Here is an 18,100-nt window from a genome sequence, read left to right on the forward strand (position 1 = left end):
GGAATTGATAGACATGAAGACGAACGAGGCGGAGATGACGGCGCCGAAGCCCCCTGACGACGGAGATGACGAGACGCTGCCGAAGCTCAGCCGGATCTATGAGCGCCATCCGACCTATGGCGTCGACTTCTTCATCTCGGGCAAGAAGGGCGCGAGCGATCTCAACCTGCTGCGCCGCCACGGCATCACGACCGTGGTGAATTGCGCCGTCAACCTGGATTTCAACTATGTCCGTCAGCCGCAAGTCGTGTCCGATCATGAAGGCAGCGTCTACGGTCCCGGCGAGATCCGCTATTACAAGATCGGCCTTATCGACGGCGCCGGCAATCCCGAGACCCAGATGGTGGCCGCGCACTATATTCTAAGGGCGGCGCTGGAGCAGGTCCTGCCGGACAAGCCGTCCTATCCGCGGCGCGAGCAGGGCAATATCCTGATCAATTGCCGTGGCGGACGTTCCCGCTCGGTCGCCGTCATGTCGCTTTTCCTGCACCTGACGCTGCCGGAGAAGTTCGCAACGCTCGATGCGGCCATAGCGCATGTGCGCAAGCATCGCGAATTGCCGGAAGATGAGTGGTTCAAAGCGCCGAAGCCGGTGCTGGCCGAGGCGGCAAGGCGGGCGGCCGGCTGGATCCGCATGATCGACACGGCGTCCCGCTCGGACTGATCCGTTCGCCGAAGAAACCTCTGCGCTGAAAGCACAGGCTTGTTCCTCAAGCTCGCAGAGCCGGTTTCCATCACGACGCCCCGGCTCGCAGAACGGCGGTTGCGTCTCGCGCCTCCGCCGTTCCTTGCGATTGCCCCGTCTCTGCCGAGACGATCGACCCGTTGCTCCGGTCCGGATCAGACCTCTACCGTCGGATAGTCCTTCTCGCGCCAGTGCTGCAGCTTGGCGGCGAATTCGCGCTGGAAGGAGAGCGGCCCCGACTTGGTGAAATAGGGCTCGTCATAGATGCCGATATACATCGTGAGATTCAGGAAGAAATGCGCTCCCATCTCGAACAGGGCGACGTAATCGTGATTGACGAGCGCCTCGCGCTCCTGCTCGGTGAAACTGTGAACGGTCGACACCTCGACGTCATTGCCAAGCAGCTTTGGGCCGATCGACTGTTCCCAGCTTGCCACGAGATTGCGCGGATCCTCGATATAGCGCTTCATGAGCTCCGGATCGCGATCGACGGTGAACAGGAACTTGTTGACGTAATACTTGCTCATGCCGCCTGCTCCTTCGGGTACCAGGTGAAATAGGCTTCCATCGTGTGGAAGAGATCGAGATTGTCGACGTAATCGGCGCCTTCCGGTCCCGCGACGCCGAGCATCAGGATGAAGTTCAAGAAGCCGTGCGTGGCATTGCCGCTCGCCGCCATGCTCTTGTGGGTCACATTGGCAAGGATCGCTTCGATATCGCCGGACCGCAGCCACTCGATGGCCTGGCGATCGAAGACCGGGTCGGGCCCCGTCTCCATGAATTGCCGTGGCCCGCCGAGTTCCAGCGAGAGGTGGCCGGTACCGATGGCCGCAACGCGTTTGTCGGAGGGGTAATCGTCGATCGCTTTCCGGATCGCGCGGCCGACTTCGTAGAAGCGGCGCGGCGAATGCAGCGGCGGCGCGAATATATTCGTGTAGATCGGCACCACCGGCAGGTCGTTCTGCGGACGGACCGTGATGATCGGGCAGATGATCGAGTGGTCGATCTTGAGTTCGTTGGAGAAGGCGAAGTCGAAATTCTGGTCCATCAGCGACTGGTGCATGAAGCGCGACATGTCCTCGTCGCCTTCCAGAAGATATTTCGGGATGCCGAATTCCCGCTCCTCATTGTAGAAGGTCGCGTCATATCGCGGTGCCTTGCCGATCAGGAATTGCGGGCAATTGTCGAGGAAGATCTGATGGAAATGATCCGAGCCGATCATCACCAGAATATCCGGTTTGGTCTGCGCCAGGGTCTCGCGATAGGCCTCCACCTTGCGCTTCCATTCCGGCGCCTGAGGCATCTGCTGCTCGGGCGGCATTGTGGTGGCTTTTAGATAAAACGGGTGATGCGTCGATGCCAGTGTTGCTACGAGTTTTGCCAAAGGTCCTCTCCCTGCCGATAATTGGCGCGAATGCGCCGAAATCTCCCTGGGCGACCGACAAGTAGGCCGGGCGCCGTATCCTCAATTGCCTTTCGCATCCCGTCGCGGCGCGACCTGACCGAAAGCGCGGTCGCGGCCTGCTGGCGATGGGCATGCCGCAATCCTCATCCCTCGTCCCTCATGCCTCCGCCGTCCTCATGGTCCCATGATCGATTGCAGAACCGGGTAGCGGGTAATGGCGTGAGCGATGTGCGAGGCCGTCTGCCTGAGCGCCGGCAAGCGCTCGGCCACAAGGCTTTCCGGGGTCTGAAGTCCGGTATAGCCGGAGGTGTTGAGCGCGGCGATCGTGCGGCCCTCCATGTCCCGGATCGGAACGGCAAGTGCCGTGATCCCATAATCAAGCTGATCGACCGTTGTGGAATAGCCGGCCTCGCGCACGGCCAGGATTTCCCGCCTCAGTGCCTTAGGATCGGTGATCGTCTTGGACGTGAGCGCTTTCGGCGTCACCGTCGACAGGAAGCGGTCCAACGCATCGTCCGGCAGGCCGGCCAGCAGGACCCGGCCGAGCGATGTGGCGCAGGCGGGATAGCGGGCTCCCAGCACGGCGGCAGCGCGTCGAGCCCGTTGAACCGAGACATGCGCGATATAGATGACATCTTCGCCATCCAGTGTGCCGACGGACGATGCATCGCCGAATTTCTCCACGAATTCCCGCAGATCCGGCTGCAGAACCTCTTCGATCCTGGCCGAGAAATAGAAGGCCGATCCCAGCGTCATGATCTTCGGCTTCAGGTGGAAGCGCTTGCCTTTCTGGTCGACATAGCCGAGCGCCTGCAGCGTCAGCAGGCTGCGCCGGGCCGCCGCGGGCGAGAGACCGGCACGGCGCGCCACTTCGCTCAACGTCATCTCCGGATGGGCGGCATCGAAGGATTCGAGAATGGCGAGCCCCTTCGCCAGTGCTTCGACGAATTCGACGGGCCTGTCGGCCTCTCCCGCGATCATGTCTGGCGCTGCACTCACTGTTTGCATCTCCATTGCTCAGAGCCTGCAATCGATAGCGCGTTCGACGCGGAGCGCACATAGGGCGTCCGCGGCTTTTGTGCCGCATTCATGTCCGCCAAGCCAGCCATGCGACCTCCCATCATTCTCCCCCAAGATCTAGTGCCCGGCGTCAACTTCAAGCCTCCGGACGAATGGCACTTGACGCAACCGTAAATGCTGTTAACGTTTTCGGCAAGAGGAAATATTTTCGCACAGCGAAAATGAGGAGCGCAATGCGAATTGGAAAGCAAGAACAGGCACAGACCGCCATCGCGACGTCTGATGCCGATACAATCACAGTCCGCGGGCTTGATCTCTGCGATGATCTGATCGGCAAGATCGATTTCACCGATTATTTCTGGCTGCTGGTGCTGGGGGAGAAACCTTCAGCCGCACAGCGCAAGATGATGGATGCCTGCCTCGTCGCCATTGCGGAGCATGGTCTTGTGCCGAGCGTCCAGGCGGCGCGTATGACGCTCGCTGCTGGCCCTGAAGCCTGGCAGGGCGCAATGGCGGCCGGATTGCTGGGGATGGGAAGTGTCGTCGCCGGCAGTTCGGAATCGGCCGGGCTTTATCTGGCGGAGGTTCTGGCGGATGCGGACGCCAATGGTGGTGATATGGATGCGGCCGCCATCCGCAGCCTGACAGCGCTCAAAACGGCGCGCAAAAAGGTGCCGGGCCTCGGCCATCCCCAGCACAGCGAGGGTGATCCGCGCGCCAACCGCTTGCTCGAGATCGCCGATCAGTCCGGCATCAGCGGGCGGCATGTCGATATGCTCCGCGTTCTGGCCAAGCATGCCCCGACAATCATCCAGCGGCCTCTGCCGATCAATGTCTCGGGCGCCATTCCGGCAACAATTCTCGATGCCGGCTGGCCGCTCGAAGCCATCAAAGCCGTTCCCCTGCTGGCGAGAACGGCGGGCCTTGCAGCCCATCTTTACGAGGAATCGCTCCGATCGATCGGTTTCATCATGTCTCACAAGGCGGATCAGGCCATTACCTACGACGGCAAGGCCGCCACGCGGCCCGCTGCCGCGAAGAACTGAGGAGCCCGCTATGGTCAAGATATTGAAGAACATCCGGGTCATCGAACTGGGCACCTATATTACCGGGCCTGCCGCCAGCATGCATCTGGCCGATCTCGGCGCCGATGTCATCAAGGTCGAGCGGCCGAAAACGGGCGATCCCTTCCGCGCCTTCAAGGGTGGGCTCTATTCGCCGCATTACCAGACCTATAACCGCAACAAGCGCTCGATCGCGCTCGATACCACCCAGGCGGACGATCTGGCGACCTTCCAGGATCTCGTCTCCACGGCGGATGTGTTCATCCAGAACTTCCGGCCAGGCGTTGCCGAGAAGCTTGGCTGCGGCGAGAGCGAGCTGCGCAGGCTCAACCCGTCCCTGATCTATTGTGCGATCTCCGGCTTTGGCCAAAGCGGGCCGTCGCGGGACCGTCCGGCCTTCGATACGGTGGCGCAGGCGGCGAGCGGTTTCCTGCGGCTGGTCACGCCGCCGACCAATCCGCGCGTGATCGGACCGGCCATCGCCGATGCCATCACCGGCCAATATGCCGCCATGGGAATCATGGCCGCCCTTCTGGAGCGCGCCAGCACAGGCAAGGGCCGCCGTCTCGACATCTCGATGCTGGAAGCCATGGCGCATTTCAACCTCGACAGCTTCACACATTACTATTCCGTTGGCGAAATCATGGGTCCGCTGTCGCGTCCGGTGGTCTCGCAGAGCTACACATTCGAATGCTCGGATGGAAAATGGGTGGCGATCCACATGTCCTCGCCCACCAAGTTCTGGGAAGGGCTGTTGGAGGCGACGGGCCAGCAGGCTCTCGCGCATGATCCGCGCTTTGCGGAACGCCTCCAGCGCATCCAGCATCAGGACGAGCTGATCGAGATCTTCACGCCGGTCTTCAAGCGCGACAGCCGGGATACCTGGTGTGCCCGCCTGCTTGAAGCCGAAGTGCCCCATTCGCCGGCCTATGATGCCGATGAAGCGCTGGAGGACCCGCAGGCGCTGCATCTGAAGCTAGCCGTGCCGACGCAGCATCCTGAAATGGGACAATCCAAGACGGTCCGGGCGCCCTACAGTTTCGATGGCGAGCCCGAGCTGGAGGTCGTGCCGCCGCCGACGCTGGATCAGCACGGCGACGAGATCCGGGCTGAGCTGGATCGGCGCAAGGCCGGCTGAGGCGGTCGATAGGGAGGAGGAACCGATGGCAGAAGACAGTAATCCAAAATCCGTTCCCGTCGCCGCGGTGCTGGAGGCGAGCAGGGCCATGCTGCAAAAGCAGCTCTTTGCGATCTTCACCCGGCCCGTTGACGGGCTCGGACCGATCTTCGCGATCATGGAGGAGCATCTCCAGTTCCAGGTGAGCCTGGAGAAGGAGGGCATTCTGTTTGCCGCAGGCCCCATGTGGACCGATGACGGCGAAAAATGGGAGGGCGATGGCCTGGTCATCGTCCGGGCGGAAACGCGCGAAGATGCCATCGCCATTGCCGAGCGCGATCCGATGCACCGCGCCGGCGCCCGCAGTTTCAGCGTGCGGCCCTGGCTGATCAATGAGGGCACGACGACGATAAGGCTCGATTACTCGAGCCAGACATTCTCGATTGCATAGACATCAATCCTGGGGAGGAATTACCATGCGTTTTCTATTCGCGGCCATGACTGCCGGTCTGTTCGCCATGCCGGGCGCCCTTGCGGCGCAGGAAAAGATCAGTCTCACCATCGCATCCAGCCATCCGACCGTCATTCCCTGGGTGGGGATGATGAAGACCCATTTCATGGCAAAGACCGATGAACTTCTGGCCAAGGACGGCAAATACCAGATCGAGTGGAGCGAAGCCTTTGGCGGCCAGCTCTACAAGGCCAATGCGACGCTGACCTCCGTCGAGCAGGGCATTACCGATATCGGCTGGGTCTTTTCCTTTCTGGAGCCGGCCAAGCTGCCGCTGAGCCAGGCCTCAAGCTACGCGCCTTTTGCGACCGTCAATCCGCCGCTTCAGCTGGAGGTCATGCAGGACCTGCTGGAGACCAATGAGGCGCTGAAGAAGGAATGGGAGCAGTACAATATCAAGGTGCTCGGTCTCACCAGCACCGACATGTACGATATTTATACCAAGACGCCGCTGAAGAGCATTGACGACATCAACGGCATGAAGCTGTCGGCGCCGGGTGTTCTGGGCACCTGGCTGAGAGGGACCGGCGCCAATGCGGTGGACGGCTCGCTGACGAGCTTCTACACCGATATCCAGACAGGCATTTCGGACGGTGTTCTGTCGCTTGCTCTCGGCGCGCTTCCGGCCAAGCTCTATGAAGTGGCGCCCTATATCAACCGGTTCGATGTCGGCGTTGCTTTCTCCGGGGCTGTCGCGATCAACAAGGACAGCTGGGACGGACTGCCGGAAGAGGTTCAGAACGCCATGATCGAGGCAGGAAAGTTCTACACTGCCGCGCATGGCAAGGATCTGCTCGAACGTCACGAGGTGGCGCTCAACAAGATGGTCGAACTTGGGGCAGGACAGAAGCCGCCGGTCACCATCCTCAAGATGTCGGATGAACAACGCAAGGCCTGGGTCGACAAGCTGCCGGATATTGCGGGCGAATGGGCAGCCGATCTCGATGCCAAGGGAATGCCCGCCAGCGCCTTCCTGAAGGCCTATATGGACGGATTGCGGGCCAAGGGCGAGAAGCCCATGCGCAACTGGGGCGAATGACCGGCCGATGACGCTCGAGAACGAAACCGCCACGGCTCCCGAATTGCGGGAGCCGACGAACGGCATCGAACGGGTCTGGTACCTGTTCATCGATGCCCTTGCCGCGCTGGGAACCTTCCTGATCGGCGTTCTGATGGTCATAATCTGCGCGGATATTCTGGCGCGAAACCTGATCGGATCGTCGCTGCCGCTGGTTTCCGAACTCGGCGCCCTGCTTCTGGTGATGATCGTCTGTCTGCAGCTCGCCACCACGGTCCGGGCGAACCGACTTGCCCGCACCGAGCTTTTCTTCGTCGCCTTCCGGGAGAGCTCGCCGCGGGCCGGGGCTCTTCTGTCGGCCCTCTTCAATCTCGTGGGCGCCCTGGCGCTTGCCGGTATTTCCTGGGCCAGCGTCGCGATCCTGCAGAAGGACTTCAACAGCGGCGAGTTCATCGGCGTCAGCGGCATTGCCACCATGCCGACCTGGCCGTTCCGCGCCCTGATCCTTCTGGGAATGATCGTCGCCGCGCTGCAATTCTTCGTCGCCATGGCCGGCGATCTTCGCCTTGCCTTCAAGCCTGGAGCGCCACGATGAGCCCTGTTGAAGTTGGTTCGCTTTCCATCATCGCGCTGATCGTGCTGATCTATCTGGGAATGCCCATCGGCATCGGCATGCTTGCGGTCTCCTTTGCGGGTGTTGCTGCCATTCGAGGCGATGCTGTGTCGCTGCGCATGCTTGGTGCCGTCGCAAACGACTCACTGCGCGAATATCTGTTTGCCGTTGTCCCTCTCTTCGTTCTGATGGGACTGCTCGTCACCATTTCACGGGTCGGCAAAGACACATTCGATGTCTTCCAGAAATTGCTGGGCCGGGTCACGGCCGGTCTCGGCGTCGCCACCGTTTTTGCCAATGCCGTCTTTGCCGCCATTACCGGCATATCCATCGCCTCGGCCACAGTGTTCAGCCGGGTTGCCGTGCCGGAAATGCGGCGGCATGGCTATACGCGGAAATTCGCGACCGGCGTCGTCGCGGGCTCCTCGGTGCTCGGCATGCTGATCCCGCCCTCGCTGCTGATGATCGTCTATGCGGTGATGGCGGAGGAATCGGTCGGCCGCATGTTCCTTGCCGGGATTGGTCCGGGGATCCTGCTGGCCGTCGTTTTCTGCATCACCATCCTGTTGCTGGCGCGCTTCTCGAAATCCTTCGTCTTCGAGGCCACCCATGATTCCGATGCGACCGTGGATATCGGCCTGCTGGACGTCGTGCGAAAATCGATCCCGATCGCGGCTTTGATGCTCCTGGTCCTCGGCGGCCTGTATGGCGGGTTCCTCAATCCGACCGAGGCGGGGGCGGCGGGTGCCGCCGGCGCGCTGGTGATCGCGCTCCTGCGCCGTTCGCTCGACCGCAAGTCCTTCTGGAACCTGTTGGTGGAATCCGGCCAGATCACGGTCTCGGTATTGTTCCTGATCCTGGCGGCGACCTTCTTCAGCCGCATGCTGGCACTTTCCGGCGTCCCGCGCGAACTGGCGGATATTTTCCTGTCAGGCCCGGTCGGACCCTGGGGCTTCCTGCTCTTCTATCTTCTGCTGATCATCGCGCTTGGTTGCCTGATCGATTCCATCTCGATCATGCTCATCCTTTTGCCGATTGCGCTGCCGATCGCCAGCGCGGCCGGCTTCGACCTCATCTGGTTCGGCGTTCTGACCGTTGTCGCCGTGGAAGTGGGGCTGCTCACGCCGCCCTTCGGCCTGTCGGTCTATGTCATCAAGTCTGCGATGAACGAGCCGGACCTGAGGGTGGGCGAGATTTTCCGCGGATCCTTCCCCTTCGTCGTCGCAATGATCGTCGCCATCGCGCTGATCGTCATATTCCCGTCGATTGCGACATTCCTCGCACGTCTTTGATCTGGTGGTACCATGCCCGAACTTCTCTTCATTGCCGGCAGCTTGCGCAGCGCCTCCTCGTCTCGCGCCACCGTGCGTGCGCTCGTGGCACGTGTCGAGCAGACCGTGACGTGCGAGATCGCCGAAATAGGCGGCCTGCCGCTGTATAACTCGGACATCACGGACAATGCGGAAGTTGCCGCGCTCAATGCCGCGATTGGCCGCGCCGACGGCCTGGTCTTCGTCACGCCGGAATACAACTATAGCGTTCCGGGCGTTCTGAAGAACGCGATCGACTGGGCGTCACGCCCGGCGATGAATTCCGTCTTCAAGGACAAGCCCTGCTTCGTCATGAGCGTATCGGGAGGCGCTCTCGGCGGCGTGCGGGCGCAGGGCCATCTCAAATATGCGTTGAACGGCATGTTGGCGAAGGTCTTTCCCTGCCCGGAAATCGTCATTCCCTCGGCAAACGACAAGGTGAAGGACGGGCTGCTGGTGGATGAGGCAATCCTGAACTTTGCAGAGGAAAAGCTGCGGGCCTTCATCGACACGCTCGGGTCGTAACGCCTGAGCGCTTTTCCTGTTGCGGCGGACCGGCGGCGAGATCGGCAATGCCGCTCGCCGCTTCGGCTGTTCCGGTGGCGCACAGTCGGTCTCCGCCCCCGACCGCTTGAGGGCGGATCTAAAGGAACTGTTAACCATGATCGACCTAAATTAGTGGTTGTGCATAAACCGTGCTTTCGCGCCTGGCGAGGCATTGCTACGACGCCCTTTCATATTGCGTTAAGCGTCGGAGGATCCCATGGCCATTCGCACAGTCGATTTCAATCAAGTCACTGACGGTGCGGCAGGCGGGGCGGATACGACGCTCTCGGCAGGTGGGCTGACCTTTACCATCCAGGCGGCCGGCAACTGGACCGCGAACTTCGACAATGGCCGGTTCAACTTTACCGAGGACGCCAGCCTCGGTTCGTCTCCCTTCAAGATTACCGTGACAGAGACGGACGGGTCCCGCTTCTCGCTCAATGACTTCATGGCCTATGTCGACCTCACTCCCAATATCGCGAACGGGGATTTGCCAACGGCGATCCAGATCGCGCATGTCTCGAGCCTCTCGGACGATACGTTTCAAAACTACCCTTTCCAGTATTCGACAGCCTTTCCCAATGGTCCTCAGCCACCTGTGGCCACGTCCTTCGAGATCCGCGATTACGGAGACGTCAATCCGACCACGTCCCTCTGGATGGACAATCTGGTGGTCGACAGCTATCCGAACGAACCACCTGCCGTGACGAGCATCGTCCGGGCCGCAGGGGGGACCGGTCTGCTTTCCAAGGATGCAACATCGGCCAGCTACACGGTCAAGTTTTCCGAAAGCGTCTCGGGTGTTGATGCCAGCGACTTCGTCCTGACCAGAACTGGCACCGCAAACGGTAGCATTGCGCAGGTCTCCGGCAGCGGCACGACCTATACGGTTGTCGTCAATGACCTCACCGGCGATGGCACGCTCCGGCTTGATCTCAACGCCTCCGGGACCGGCATTGTCGATGGCCAGAATGCTGCGATCCAGGCCGGCTTCACCGGCGGACAGACCTACACGCTCGACCATTTTGCACCGGCTGCGCCTTCCGCGCCGGATCTGGCCGCCGCCAGTGACAGCGGCTCTTCCAGCACCGATGACATAACAAACGTCACACTTCCAACCTTTACCGGCAGCGCGGAAAGCGGTGCGACAGTCAAGCTCTACGACGGCAATCAGGCGCTGATCGGCAGCGGCACGGCGGCGCAGGATGGCACCTGGACCATCGCGTCGACTGTTGCGCTCTCGGAAGGGGTTCACACCATCCGGGCGACGGCAACCGACCAGGCAGGCAATGAGAGCCTGTCCGGAAGCGCATTGGCGATGACAGTCGATACGACAGGGCCGATCGTTGCCGTCACGAGCGACCGCGCGGAGCTGAAGATCGGCGAGACCGCCAAGATCACCTTCACCTTCAGCGAAGATCCGGGCGCGACATTCAGCGGCGCCGATGTGACGGTTACAGGCGGCTCGCTCGGTTCGTTCTCCGGCAGCGGTGCGATCCGCACGGCAACCTTCACGCCATCGACCAATACCGACACGAGCACCGCCAAAATCACCGTGACCGCCGGGGGCTATACGGATCTCGCCGGCAATGCCGGCGCTGCGGGCGTCACGCCGTCGCTGACCGTCGATACGAAGGCGCCGGCTGCTCCGTCCACGCCCGATCTGGTCGCCGCTTCGGATACCGGCCCGCGGAGCGACGACAATATCACAGGCGATACGAGACCCACATTCAGTGGCGTTGCCGAGGCAGGATCGACCGTCACGCTCTATGCCGATGGCAACGCCATCGGCTCGGCACTTGCCCTTGACGGGACCTGGAGCATCAAGAGCGATACAAGCCTTGCAGAGGGGTCCTACGGCGTTTCGGCTACAGCGACCGACAAGGCCGGCAATATCGGCGCCAGTTCCGCCGCGCTCACCGTCGAGGTCGTCACCTCCGCGCCGACGACGTCCGTCGGAGCCATACTCTTCTCCGCCGACAGTGGCTCTTCCAGCACCGACCTCATCACCAAGACTGCCGCGCAGACGCTGTCGGGACAGCTGAGTGCTCCGCTTGCGGCCGGAGAACATGTCGAAGTGTCCCTCGATGGTGGCGCCAGCTGGACGACGGCCGCGTCCATGTCCAGCGCAACGACCTGGTCGCTCGCGGCTACCCTGGTGGAAGGAACGCATGCGCTTCAGGCGAGGGTGGTCAACCAGGCCGGCAATGCCGGTCCGGAGCTGAAGACCAGTTACACGCTCGATACCGTAGCGCCCGGTATCACGGTGCGGACGGATGCGGCAACGCTGAAGGCCGGCCAGACTGCGACCGTGACCTTCGAGTTCACCGAAGATCCGGGCGACAGCTTTACCTGGAACGGCAATTCGGGTGATGTCACGGTCTCGGGCGGAACCGTGTCGGCTATCAGCGGTAGCGGGACGACGAGGACCGCGACATTCACGCCAACCGCCGGCATTGACTCCGGCACCGCCAAAATCAGCGTTGCGTCCGGTAGCTTTGCCGACATTGCGGGTAATATCAACCAGGCGAGCAAGGTTCATTCGATCGGCTACGATACCGCTGCGCCGACCGTAACGGTCGATATCGTGGACGCGAAACTCAACCTCGCCGACGATCAGTCGGATGTTGTCATCACATTTTCCGAAAAGCCCTCGGACTTCGGCCTGGAGGATCTTGTCGCCACGGGCGGCAAGCTCGCCAATCTGCAGACCACCGCCGACCCGCTGGTCTATACCGCAGTCTTCAAGGCGGATCAGGCCTATAGCGGCAGCGGCTCGGTCAAGATCGTCGCCGGCAGCTACCAGGATGCCGCAGGCAATCCGGGAGGTCCCGCCTCCGATACGGTTCTCATCGATACAGGCGTGCCCTACACGCCGCCGCCAACCCCGGATGTACCGACGCCGCCCATCGTGGCAGGGACGGAAGGTGGAATCCTGTCGGGCACGGCTGGAAATGACAGCTTCATCGGCAGCACCGGGCTCGATTATGTCAGCTATTCCGGAGGCATCAGTGACTATCGCGTCATCACGGACGCCAACGGCAAGGTCACCGCGATCCAGGGACCGCAGGGAACCGACAGTTTCGACGGGATCGAGAGGCTTGTCTTCTCCGATGGCATTCTCGCCTTCGATGAGCCTGCCAAGCAAAGCTACCGGCTCTACGAGGCCGCCTTCGACCGGGATCCGGATCTTGCAGGCCTGTCCTTCTGGGTGGGGGAACGGGATGACGGCGCGCGCGATCTCTTGACCACGGCACGCGATTTCCTTTTCTCCACGGAATTCGTGTCGCGCTTCGGCAATATTCAGCAAATGTCGAACAGCGACATCGTGCAGCTGTTCTACCAGAATGTTCTGGACCGCCCGGGGGAAGCGCAGGGCGTTGCCTATTGGCAGGCCATGCTCGACCAGGGCATGGCGCCGGAGCACGCGCTCGTCCTGTTCTCCGAGAGCATGGAGAACCGCCAGCTTGTGGACGTGGATGTTCTGGGTGGCGTTCGCCTGTCTCTCGACCTAATCTGACGGGATTAACCCCGACAGACCCGGTGGCTCGGCTCGACCGTCTGCGGCCGGATCGGCCGGGCGGGGCGGAGGCCGCTGCACATGAGACGTTTCCTTCTGGCCGCGCTTGCCGCCCTCGGCCTCTCTTTCGGTCCGGCCGCGGCATCCGATGCGGCCGCGGTCGCTGCATTTCATGATGCCGTCCAGAGCGGCAATCTTGATCTCGCGCGATCCATGCTGGCCGCCGATTCGTCCTTGGCGACCTCGGTCGGGGCGTACGGGTTCCAGCCGGTCCACCTTCTCGACATGTATTTCGACGCGAACCTCCTCGACCTCCTTCTTGCTGCCGGAGCCGATATCAACGCCCGAAATGACGAGGGCGTCACCCTGCTTCACATCGTCACCGATCCTGATGCTGTGCCCCTCCTGGTCCAGAGGGGAGCGGATCTCGAAGCCAGGGATGCCAGGGGATGGACGCCTCTTATCATGCAGGCGAACAATCAGCAGAACGGGCCCGACGTCGTTGCCGCGCTGATGGCCAGCGGAGCCAACCCGGACGCCCGAGGCGCAGACGGCGAGACCGCCCTTTCCTTCGCCCGCGAGACCGGCGATGTCGACTTCATTGCCGTCCTGACGGAGGGGGGAGCTAAGAAGTGAGGCGGCCTGCACCAAGGGTGTGAAGGCAACGGCCGCCGTGCGGCGGGTCGCAGTGACTATATCGTCGTTGCCTCCGGATCAGGCTGATGGGACGCCTCGGTGGCCGGTGTTTCCCGCGGATCCAGACCGCGCGGCTTGCCATAGAGGCCGATGTTGGCGTCGCCCCAATCCTTCAGCGCAAGCAGGACCGGCTCCATGCTGCGGCCAAGCCTGGAGAGACTGTATTCCACCTTCGGCGGAACCTGCGCATAGACCTTTCGCTCGATTAGACCATCGTCTTCCAGCTCCCGAAGCTGGTTGGTCAACATGCGCGGCGTGACATTGGCGATATGCCTGCGCAGCTCGTTGAACCGCAATGTCCCCGAGAGCAGATGAAACAGCACCACCGATTTCCATTTCCCGTCGATGAGGCCGATGGCGGCCTCGACCGAGCAGCCGGGAGAACAATCGAAGCGCGAATGGCGAGCCTTGGCCATAACAGTATCCTTTTGATACTAGGTGCAGATTTTGTGCATATTGCATTCCGACAATGATACCGCATTTTGGTGCCACATCAATCAATCGACGACGCTGATGTCGGTGAGCAAAGGAGCACATGATGAAAGCCGTTGGATACAAAGCGCCGGGCGCCATTGGCCGCGAGGATGCCCTGCAGGATATCGAGCTTCCCCGGCCTGTTCCCGAGGGGCATGATCTTCTCGTGGAGGTGCGGGCTGTCTCGGTCAATCCGGTCGACACGAAGATTCGCAAAGGGGTGGCACCCGAGGCTGGACAGTTCAAGGTCCTCGGTTGGGATGCGGTCGGCACGGTCGTGGAAGTTGGACCGCACGTGAAAGACGTCACGATCGGCGACGACGTCTTCTATGCAGGCTCCCTGGTCCGGCCGGGTGCCAATAGCCAATTCCATCGTGTCGACGAGCGGATTGTCGGCAAGAAGCCCAGGACAATTTCGGATGCCGAGGCGGCGGCCTTGCCTCTGACGGCGATAACTGCCTGGGAAATGCTGTTCGACCGGCTGGATATTCGTAGACCCGTGCCGGGCGCCGCAAATGCCATTCTCATCGTTGGCGGTGCCGGCGGCGTTGGTTCGATTGCCATCCAGCTCGTGCGGGCGCTGACCGATGTCACTGTCATTGCCACGGCATCGCGCCCGGAAACCCGGGAATGGGTCGAAAAGCTCGGCGCGCATCATGTGGTCGACCACGCAAAACCCATCGCCGAACAGGTCGCGGCTCTTGGTGTCGGTGCGCCGGCCTTTGTCTTCTCGACCACCGAAACCCATCGTCATCTGAAGGATATTATCGAGTTGATCGCGCCGCAGGGCCGTTTCGGGCTGATCGACGATCCGGAGAGCCTGGATGTGCTGGGATTCAAGCGCAAGGCGGTCTCCATCCATTGGGAGTTGATGTTCACGCGGTCGCTCTATGAGACCGCCGACATGGCCGAACAGGGCCACCTGCTGAACGAGGTTGCGCGCCTGATCGATGAGGGCAAGCTCAGGACGACCGTGACGGAAGTCCTGTCTCCCATCAATGCGTCCAATCTGCGCCAGGCGCATGCGGCCATCGAAAGCGGCAAGACGAAAGGCAAGATCGTGCTTGAAGGATTTGGTGAGGGCTGAGGCGGCGGCAAAGACACAAGCTCGCAAAATTGCGGGCTTGTGTGTCCGGACCGGGCGCGGGCACACCGCGCCTTGCCGCGCTTCTTCGGTCAGCCGCCCCAGAGCCTGCGTCGCGCCCTGAAGTTGATCGAGGGCATGGAACTCGATCCCGTCACCGCCTGCGTCTCGTCCCCATCATCAGATCCGCGTCCCGGAAGACGGGCGCTCGCAGATCATTCCATCGGATTCCTTTTCCGCAAATTTCAGGCTTGACAGATGCTGCGCGCACAGTGCTAATACGCATTAGCAGCTAATACGTATTAGCAGATTTCTGGGATGGGAATGAGCGCGTGACGGGACGCCGGAGACTGACGCAGAACGACATTGCCAAGCTCGCCGGCGTCAGCCAGGCGACGGTTTCCCTCGTTCTCAATGGGGCTCCAACAGCTCTTGCCCGCATCCCGGCCGAAACGCGCGAACGGGTTCAGCAGGTCATCCGCACCACGGGCTATGTCGCCGATCCTATTGCCAGGCGCATGGCGAAGGGTCTCAACCGCATTCTCGGCGTATTCACCTACGAGCCGGCTTTCCCGAGCGCACAGGCGGATTTCTTCACGCCTTTCCTCCTCGGAATAGAGGAAGAGGCGCAGCAGCAGAATTACGACTTGCTGCTTCTGACGAGCGCCGGCGTCGGCAGCGACCGCAAGATCTTCTCGGAAAACAACCGGCTGCGCATTGCCGATGGCTGCCTCATCCTTGGACGCGAGTTCGACCGCGAGGAGCTCGCGCGCCTTGTGGCCGAGGATTATCCCTTTGTGGCGATCGGCCGACGTGAGGACGCTGGCGGACCCGTTCCTTACGTCGGCGGCGATTATGCCGCGGGCACCCGTGCGCTGGTGGAAAAGGCCGCGGCATTGGGGCATTTGAAACTCGCCTATGTCGGGCCGCAAGGTCCGGCGGAATCGATTGCCGACAGATGGTTCGGCTTCGAGGCGGCGCTCGGCCTGACCAAGGCCGAGCTTGCCGTTCACATCGACACCGTCAATCGCCCGGCCGCGGACATCCTGGATGCGATCCGGTCGAGTGGCGCAACGGCGGCGTTTTTCATCGAACTGGCGGATGCCGTGCGCGTCGAGACATTGGCGCGTGAGCGTGGCATCTCGATACCGGGCGATTGCTCGATGATCGTGCTCGGCAGTCACATCCGAGCCAGCCGCAGCCCGGTGCGCTTCACATCCTACGATATTCCCCGGGAGGAAATGGGCAGGCGGGCGACTGCCATGCTGGTGAACCGCATCGAGACCGGCGGCATCGGCGACCAGATCCTTCTTCCCTGCGATCCGGTCGAGGGCGAAACCCTCGGACCGGCTCCCTCGATCCCTGCAACAGGACGGATTTAGACGTGAAAGACATGCGAGCAGATATTCTTGTCGTGGGTGGCGGCCTTGGTGGCGTGGCGGCGGCGCTGGGCGCCGCGCGCGCCGGCAAACGCGTCATCATGACGGAGGAATATGATTGGATCGGCGGACAGCTCACCAGCCAGGCGGTGCCTTCCGACGAGCATACATGGGTTGAACAGTTCGGCATCACCCGTTCTTACCGACGCCTGCGCGAGGGCGTGCGCCGGTATTATCGCGAGCATTATCCCCTGACGGAAGGCGCACGCGCCTGGGGCGACCTCAATCCCGGCGCCGGCTGGGTCAGCCGCATCTGCGCCGAACCGCGCGTCAACCTTGCGGTCATCGAGAGCATGCTGGCGCCTTATCGCGGCGCCGATCGGCTGACGGTGCTGACGCCGTATCGGCCGGTCGCCGCCGATGTCGAGGGCGACACGGTCCGCGCCGTCATCGTCCGACACCGTGATACCGGCGCCGAAATCGTCATCACTGCCGATTACATTCTGGATGCGACCGAGCTTGGCGATCTCCTGCCGATGACCGGCACCGAATATGCCAAGGGTTTCGAGGCGCAATCCGACACCGGCGAGCCGAGCGCCCCGGCGCAGGCGCAGCCCGACAATGTCCAGGCTGTCTCGATCTGCTTTGCCATCGACCATGTCGATGGCGACCAGACCATCGACAAGCCCGAGAACTACGATTACTGGAAACAGTATCAGCCGCATTTCTGGGGCGGTCCGCTGCTCGGCTTCACGGCGCCGCACCCGCGCACGCTGGAGCATACGACCCGCTCCTTCACGCCCAATCCCGACGATGATCCGCTTCTCGTCGATGCCGACCAGCGCAAGGGCGGCGGTGATGAGAACCTCTGGATCTTCCGCCGCATCGCTGCTCGACGCAATTTCACGCCCGGCTTCTATGCATCCGACATCTGCCTCGTGAACTGGCCGATGATCGACTATATGGACGGCACCATCATCGACGTCTCGGAGGCAGAGAAGGCACAGCATCTGAAGGCCGCGGCCGATCTGTCCTACTCGGTTTTCTACTGGCTGCAGACCGAAGCGCCGCGCCTTGACGGCGGCCAGGGTTTTAGCGGTTTGCGCCTGCGTGGCGACATCACCGGCACGGATCATGGCCTGGCCATGGCGCCCTATATCCGCGAAAGCCGCCGCATCAAGCCGGTCACCCGCATTGTCGAGCAGGATCTCTCCTATACGGTGCGCGGCGACAAGGGTGCCGTGCGCTATCGCGACAGCATCGGCATCGGCATGTACCGCATCGACCTGCACCCCTCGACAGGGGGCGACAATTACGTCGACGTGCCGTCCTGCCCATTCGAGATTCCGCTCGGCGCGCTCTTGCCGCAACGGATGAAGAACCTCATCCCGGCCGGCAAGAATATCGGCACGACGCACATCACCAATGGCTGCTACCGCCTGCATCCGGTGGAATGGAACATCGGAGAGGTTGCCGGAATGCTGGCCGCCTACAGTCTCGAAAAGGGTCTGACGCCGCATCAGGTGCAGGCAGACGACAAGCACCTTCATGACTTCCAGGCAGTGCTGACCCGCGAGGGCATCGAGATACGCTGGCCCCATATCGCGGCCTATTGAACCACATCATCTGTTCATCGACCCCAACTTTGGAGGAGGGCT

Annotated in this window: 17 protein-coding genes; 13 read left to right on the plus strand and 4 right to left on the minus strand. The window is 61.9% G+C overall.

Features of this window, described 5'->3' with window-relative positions; genetic code table 11:
* Positions 1-34 precede the first annotated feature (34 nt).
* A complete protein-coding gene (locus tag QTJ18_RS03265; protein WP_252752415.1) occupies positions 35-664 on the plus strand; it encodes a dual specificity protein phosphatase family protein in 630 nt (209 codons plus the stop codon).
* Between the two features lie 176 nt (positions 665-840).
* Here QTJ18_RS03265 and QTJ18_RS03270 read toward each other — a convergent pair whose 3' ends face one another.
* The 3 genes from QTJ18_RS03270 to QTJ18_RS03280 all read right to left on the minus strand — a co-directional run bounded on the left by QTJ18_RS03270 (position 841) and on the right by QTJ18_RS03280 (position 3,071).
* On the minus strand, positions 841-1,212 hold the full coding sequence (locus tag QTJ18_RS03270) for a hypothetical protein (RefSeq protein WP_252752061.1): 372 nt from the start codon (positions 1,210-1,212) through the stop codon (positions 841-843).
* Positions 1,209-2,069: a DODA-type extradiol aromatic ring-opening family dioxygenase gene (locus QTJ18_RS03275; protein WP_252752060.1), complete on the minus strand. Its 861-nt coding sequence runs from the start codon at positions 2,067-2,069 to the stop codon at positions 1,209-1,211. The genes QTJ18_RS03270 and QTJ18_RS03275 overlap by 4 nt, the downstream gene beginning before the upstream one ends.
* Positions 2,070-2,264: 195 nt before the next feature.
* Complete coding sequence (locus QTJ18_RS03280) at positions 2,265-3,071, minus strand: IclR family transcriptional regulator domain-containing protein (protein ID WP_289852021.1); 807 nt, start codon at positions 3,069-3,071, stop codon at positions 2,265-2,267.
* Between the two features lie 272 nt (positions 3,072-3,343).
* On the opposite strand from QTJ18_RS03280, the gene QTJ18_RS03285 reads away from it, so the two are divergent.
* The 9 genes from QTJ18_RS03285 to QTJ18_RS03325 all read left to right on the plus strand — a co-directional run bounded on the left by QTJ18_RS03285 (position 3,344) and on the right by QTJ18_RS03325 (position 13,445).
* Entirely contained in the window at positions 3,344-4,156 is an 813-nt protein-coding gene (locus tag QTJ18_RS03285; RefSeq protein WP_252752058.1) for a citryl-CoA lyase, read from the plus strand.
* Between the two features lie 10 nt (positions 4,157-4,166).
* Positions 4,167-5,312, plus strand: a complete 1,146-nt coding sequence (locus QTJ18_RS03290) for a CaiB/BaiF CoA transferase family protein (protein WP_252752057.1) — start codon at positions 4,167-4,169, stop codon at positions 5,310-5,312.
* Between the two features lie 25 nt (positions 5,313-5,337).
* A complete protein-coding gene (locus tag QTJ18_RS03295) occupies positions 5,338-5,742 on the plus strand; it encodes a YciI family protein (RefSeq protein ID WP_252752056.1) in 405 nt (134 codons plus the stop codon).
* Between the two features lie 25 nt (positions 5,743-5,767).
* Positions 5,768-6,841 (plus strand): C4-dicarboxylate TRAP transporter substrate-binding protein, encoded by a 1,074-nt coding sequence (locus tag QTJ18_RS03300; protein ID WP_252752055.1) that lies wholly within the window; start codon positions 5,768-5,770, stop codon positions 6,839-6,841.
* Positions 6,842-6,848: 7 nt separating this feature from the next.
* Positions 6,849-7,415 (plus strand): TRAP transporter small permease subunit, encoded by a 567-nt coding sequence (locus QTJ18_RS03305; protein WP_252752054.1) that lies wholly within the window; start codon positions 6,849-6,851, stop codon positions 7,413-7,415.
* Positions 7,412-8,725, plus strand: a complete 1,314-nt coding sequence (locus QTJ18_RS03310) for a TRAP transporter large permease (RefSeq protein WP_252752053.1) — start codon at positions 7,412-7,414, stop codon at positions 8,723-8,725. The genes QTJ18_RS03305 and QTJ18_RS03310 overlap by 4 nt, the downstream gene beginning before the upstream one ends.
* Positions 8,726-8,737: 12 nt before the next feature.
* Entirely contained in the window at positions 8,738-9,268 is a 531-nt protein-coding gene (locus QTJ18_RS03315; protein WP_252752052.1) for an NADPH-dependent FMN reductase, read from the plus strand.
* A 238-nt stretch (positions 9,269-9,506) separates the two neighbouring features.
* Complete coding sequence (locus QTJ18_RS03320) at positions 9,507-12,809, plus strand: Ig-like domain-containing protein (protein ID WP_252752051.1); 3,303 nt, start codon at positions 9,507-9,509, stop codon at positions 12,807-12,809.
* 81 nt (positions 12,810-12,890) lie between these two features.
* Complete coding sequence (locus QTJ18_RS03325; protein ID WP_252752050.1) at positions 12,891-13,445, plus strand: ankyrin repeat domain-containing protein; 555 nt, start codon at positions 12,891-12,893, stop codon at positions 13,443-13,445.
* Between the two features lie 56 nt (positions 13,446-13,501).
* Here QTJ18_RS03325 and QTJ18_RS03330 read toward each other — a convergent pair whose 3' ends face one another.
* A complete protein-coding gene (locus QTJ18_RS03330; RefSeq protein WP_252752049.1) occupies positions 13,502-13,921 on the minus strand; it encodes a winged helix-turn-helix transcriptional regulator in 420 nt (139 codons plus the stop codon).
* Positions 13,922-14,043: 122 nt separating this feature from the next.
* On the opposite strand from QTJ18_RS03330, the gene QTJ18_RS03335 reads away from it, so the two are divergent.
* The 3 genes from QTJ18_RS03335 to QTJ18_RS03345 all read left to right on the plus strand — a co-directional run bounded on the left by QTJ18_RS03335 (position 14,044) and on the right by QTJ18_RS03345 (position 18,058).
* Positions 14,044-15,066 (plus strand): zinc-binding alcohol dehydrogenase family protein, encoded by a 1,023-nt coding sequence (locus tag QTJ18_RS03335; RefSeq protein ID WP_252752414.1) that lies wholly within the window; start codon positions 14,044-14,046, stop codon positions 15,064-15,066.
* A 329-nt stretch (positions 15,067-15,395) separates the two neighbouring features.
* Positions 15,396-16,445 (plus strand): LacI family DNA-binding transcriptional regulator, encoded by a 1,050-nt coding sequence (locus tag QTJ18_RS03340; RefSeq protein WP_252752048.1) that lies wholly within the window; start codon positions 15,396-15,398, stop codon positions 16,443-16,445.
* A gap of 11 nt (positions 16,446-16,456) precedes the next feature.
* Positions 16,457-18,058 (plus strand): FAD-dependent oxidoreductase, encoded by a 1,602-nt coding sequence (locus QTJ18_RS03345; RefSeq protein ID WP_252752413.1) that lies wholly within the window; start codon positions 16,457-16,459, stop codon positions 18,056-18,058.
* The last annotated feature ends 42 nt before the right edge of the window (positions 18,059-18,100 follow it).

Origin of the sequence: Rhizobium sp. SSA_523 (genome assembly GCF_030435705.1) — a bacterium.
Classification (GTDB): domain Bacteria; phylum Pseudomonadota; class Alphaproteobacteria; order Rhizobiales; family Rhizobiaceae; genus Neorhizobium.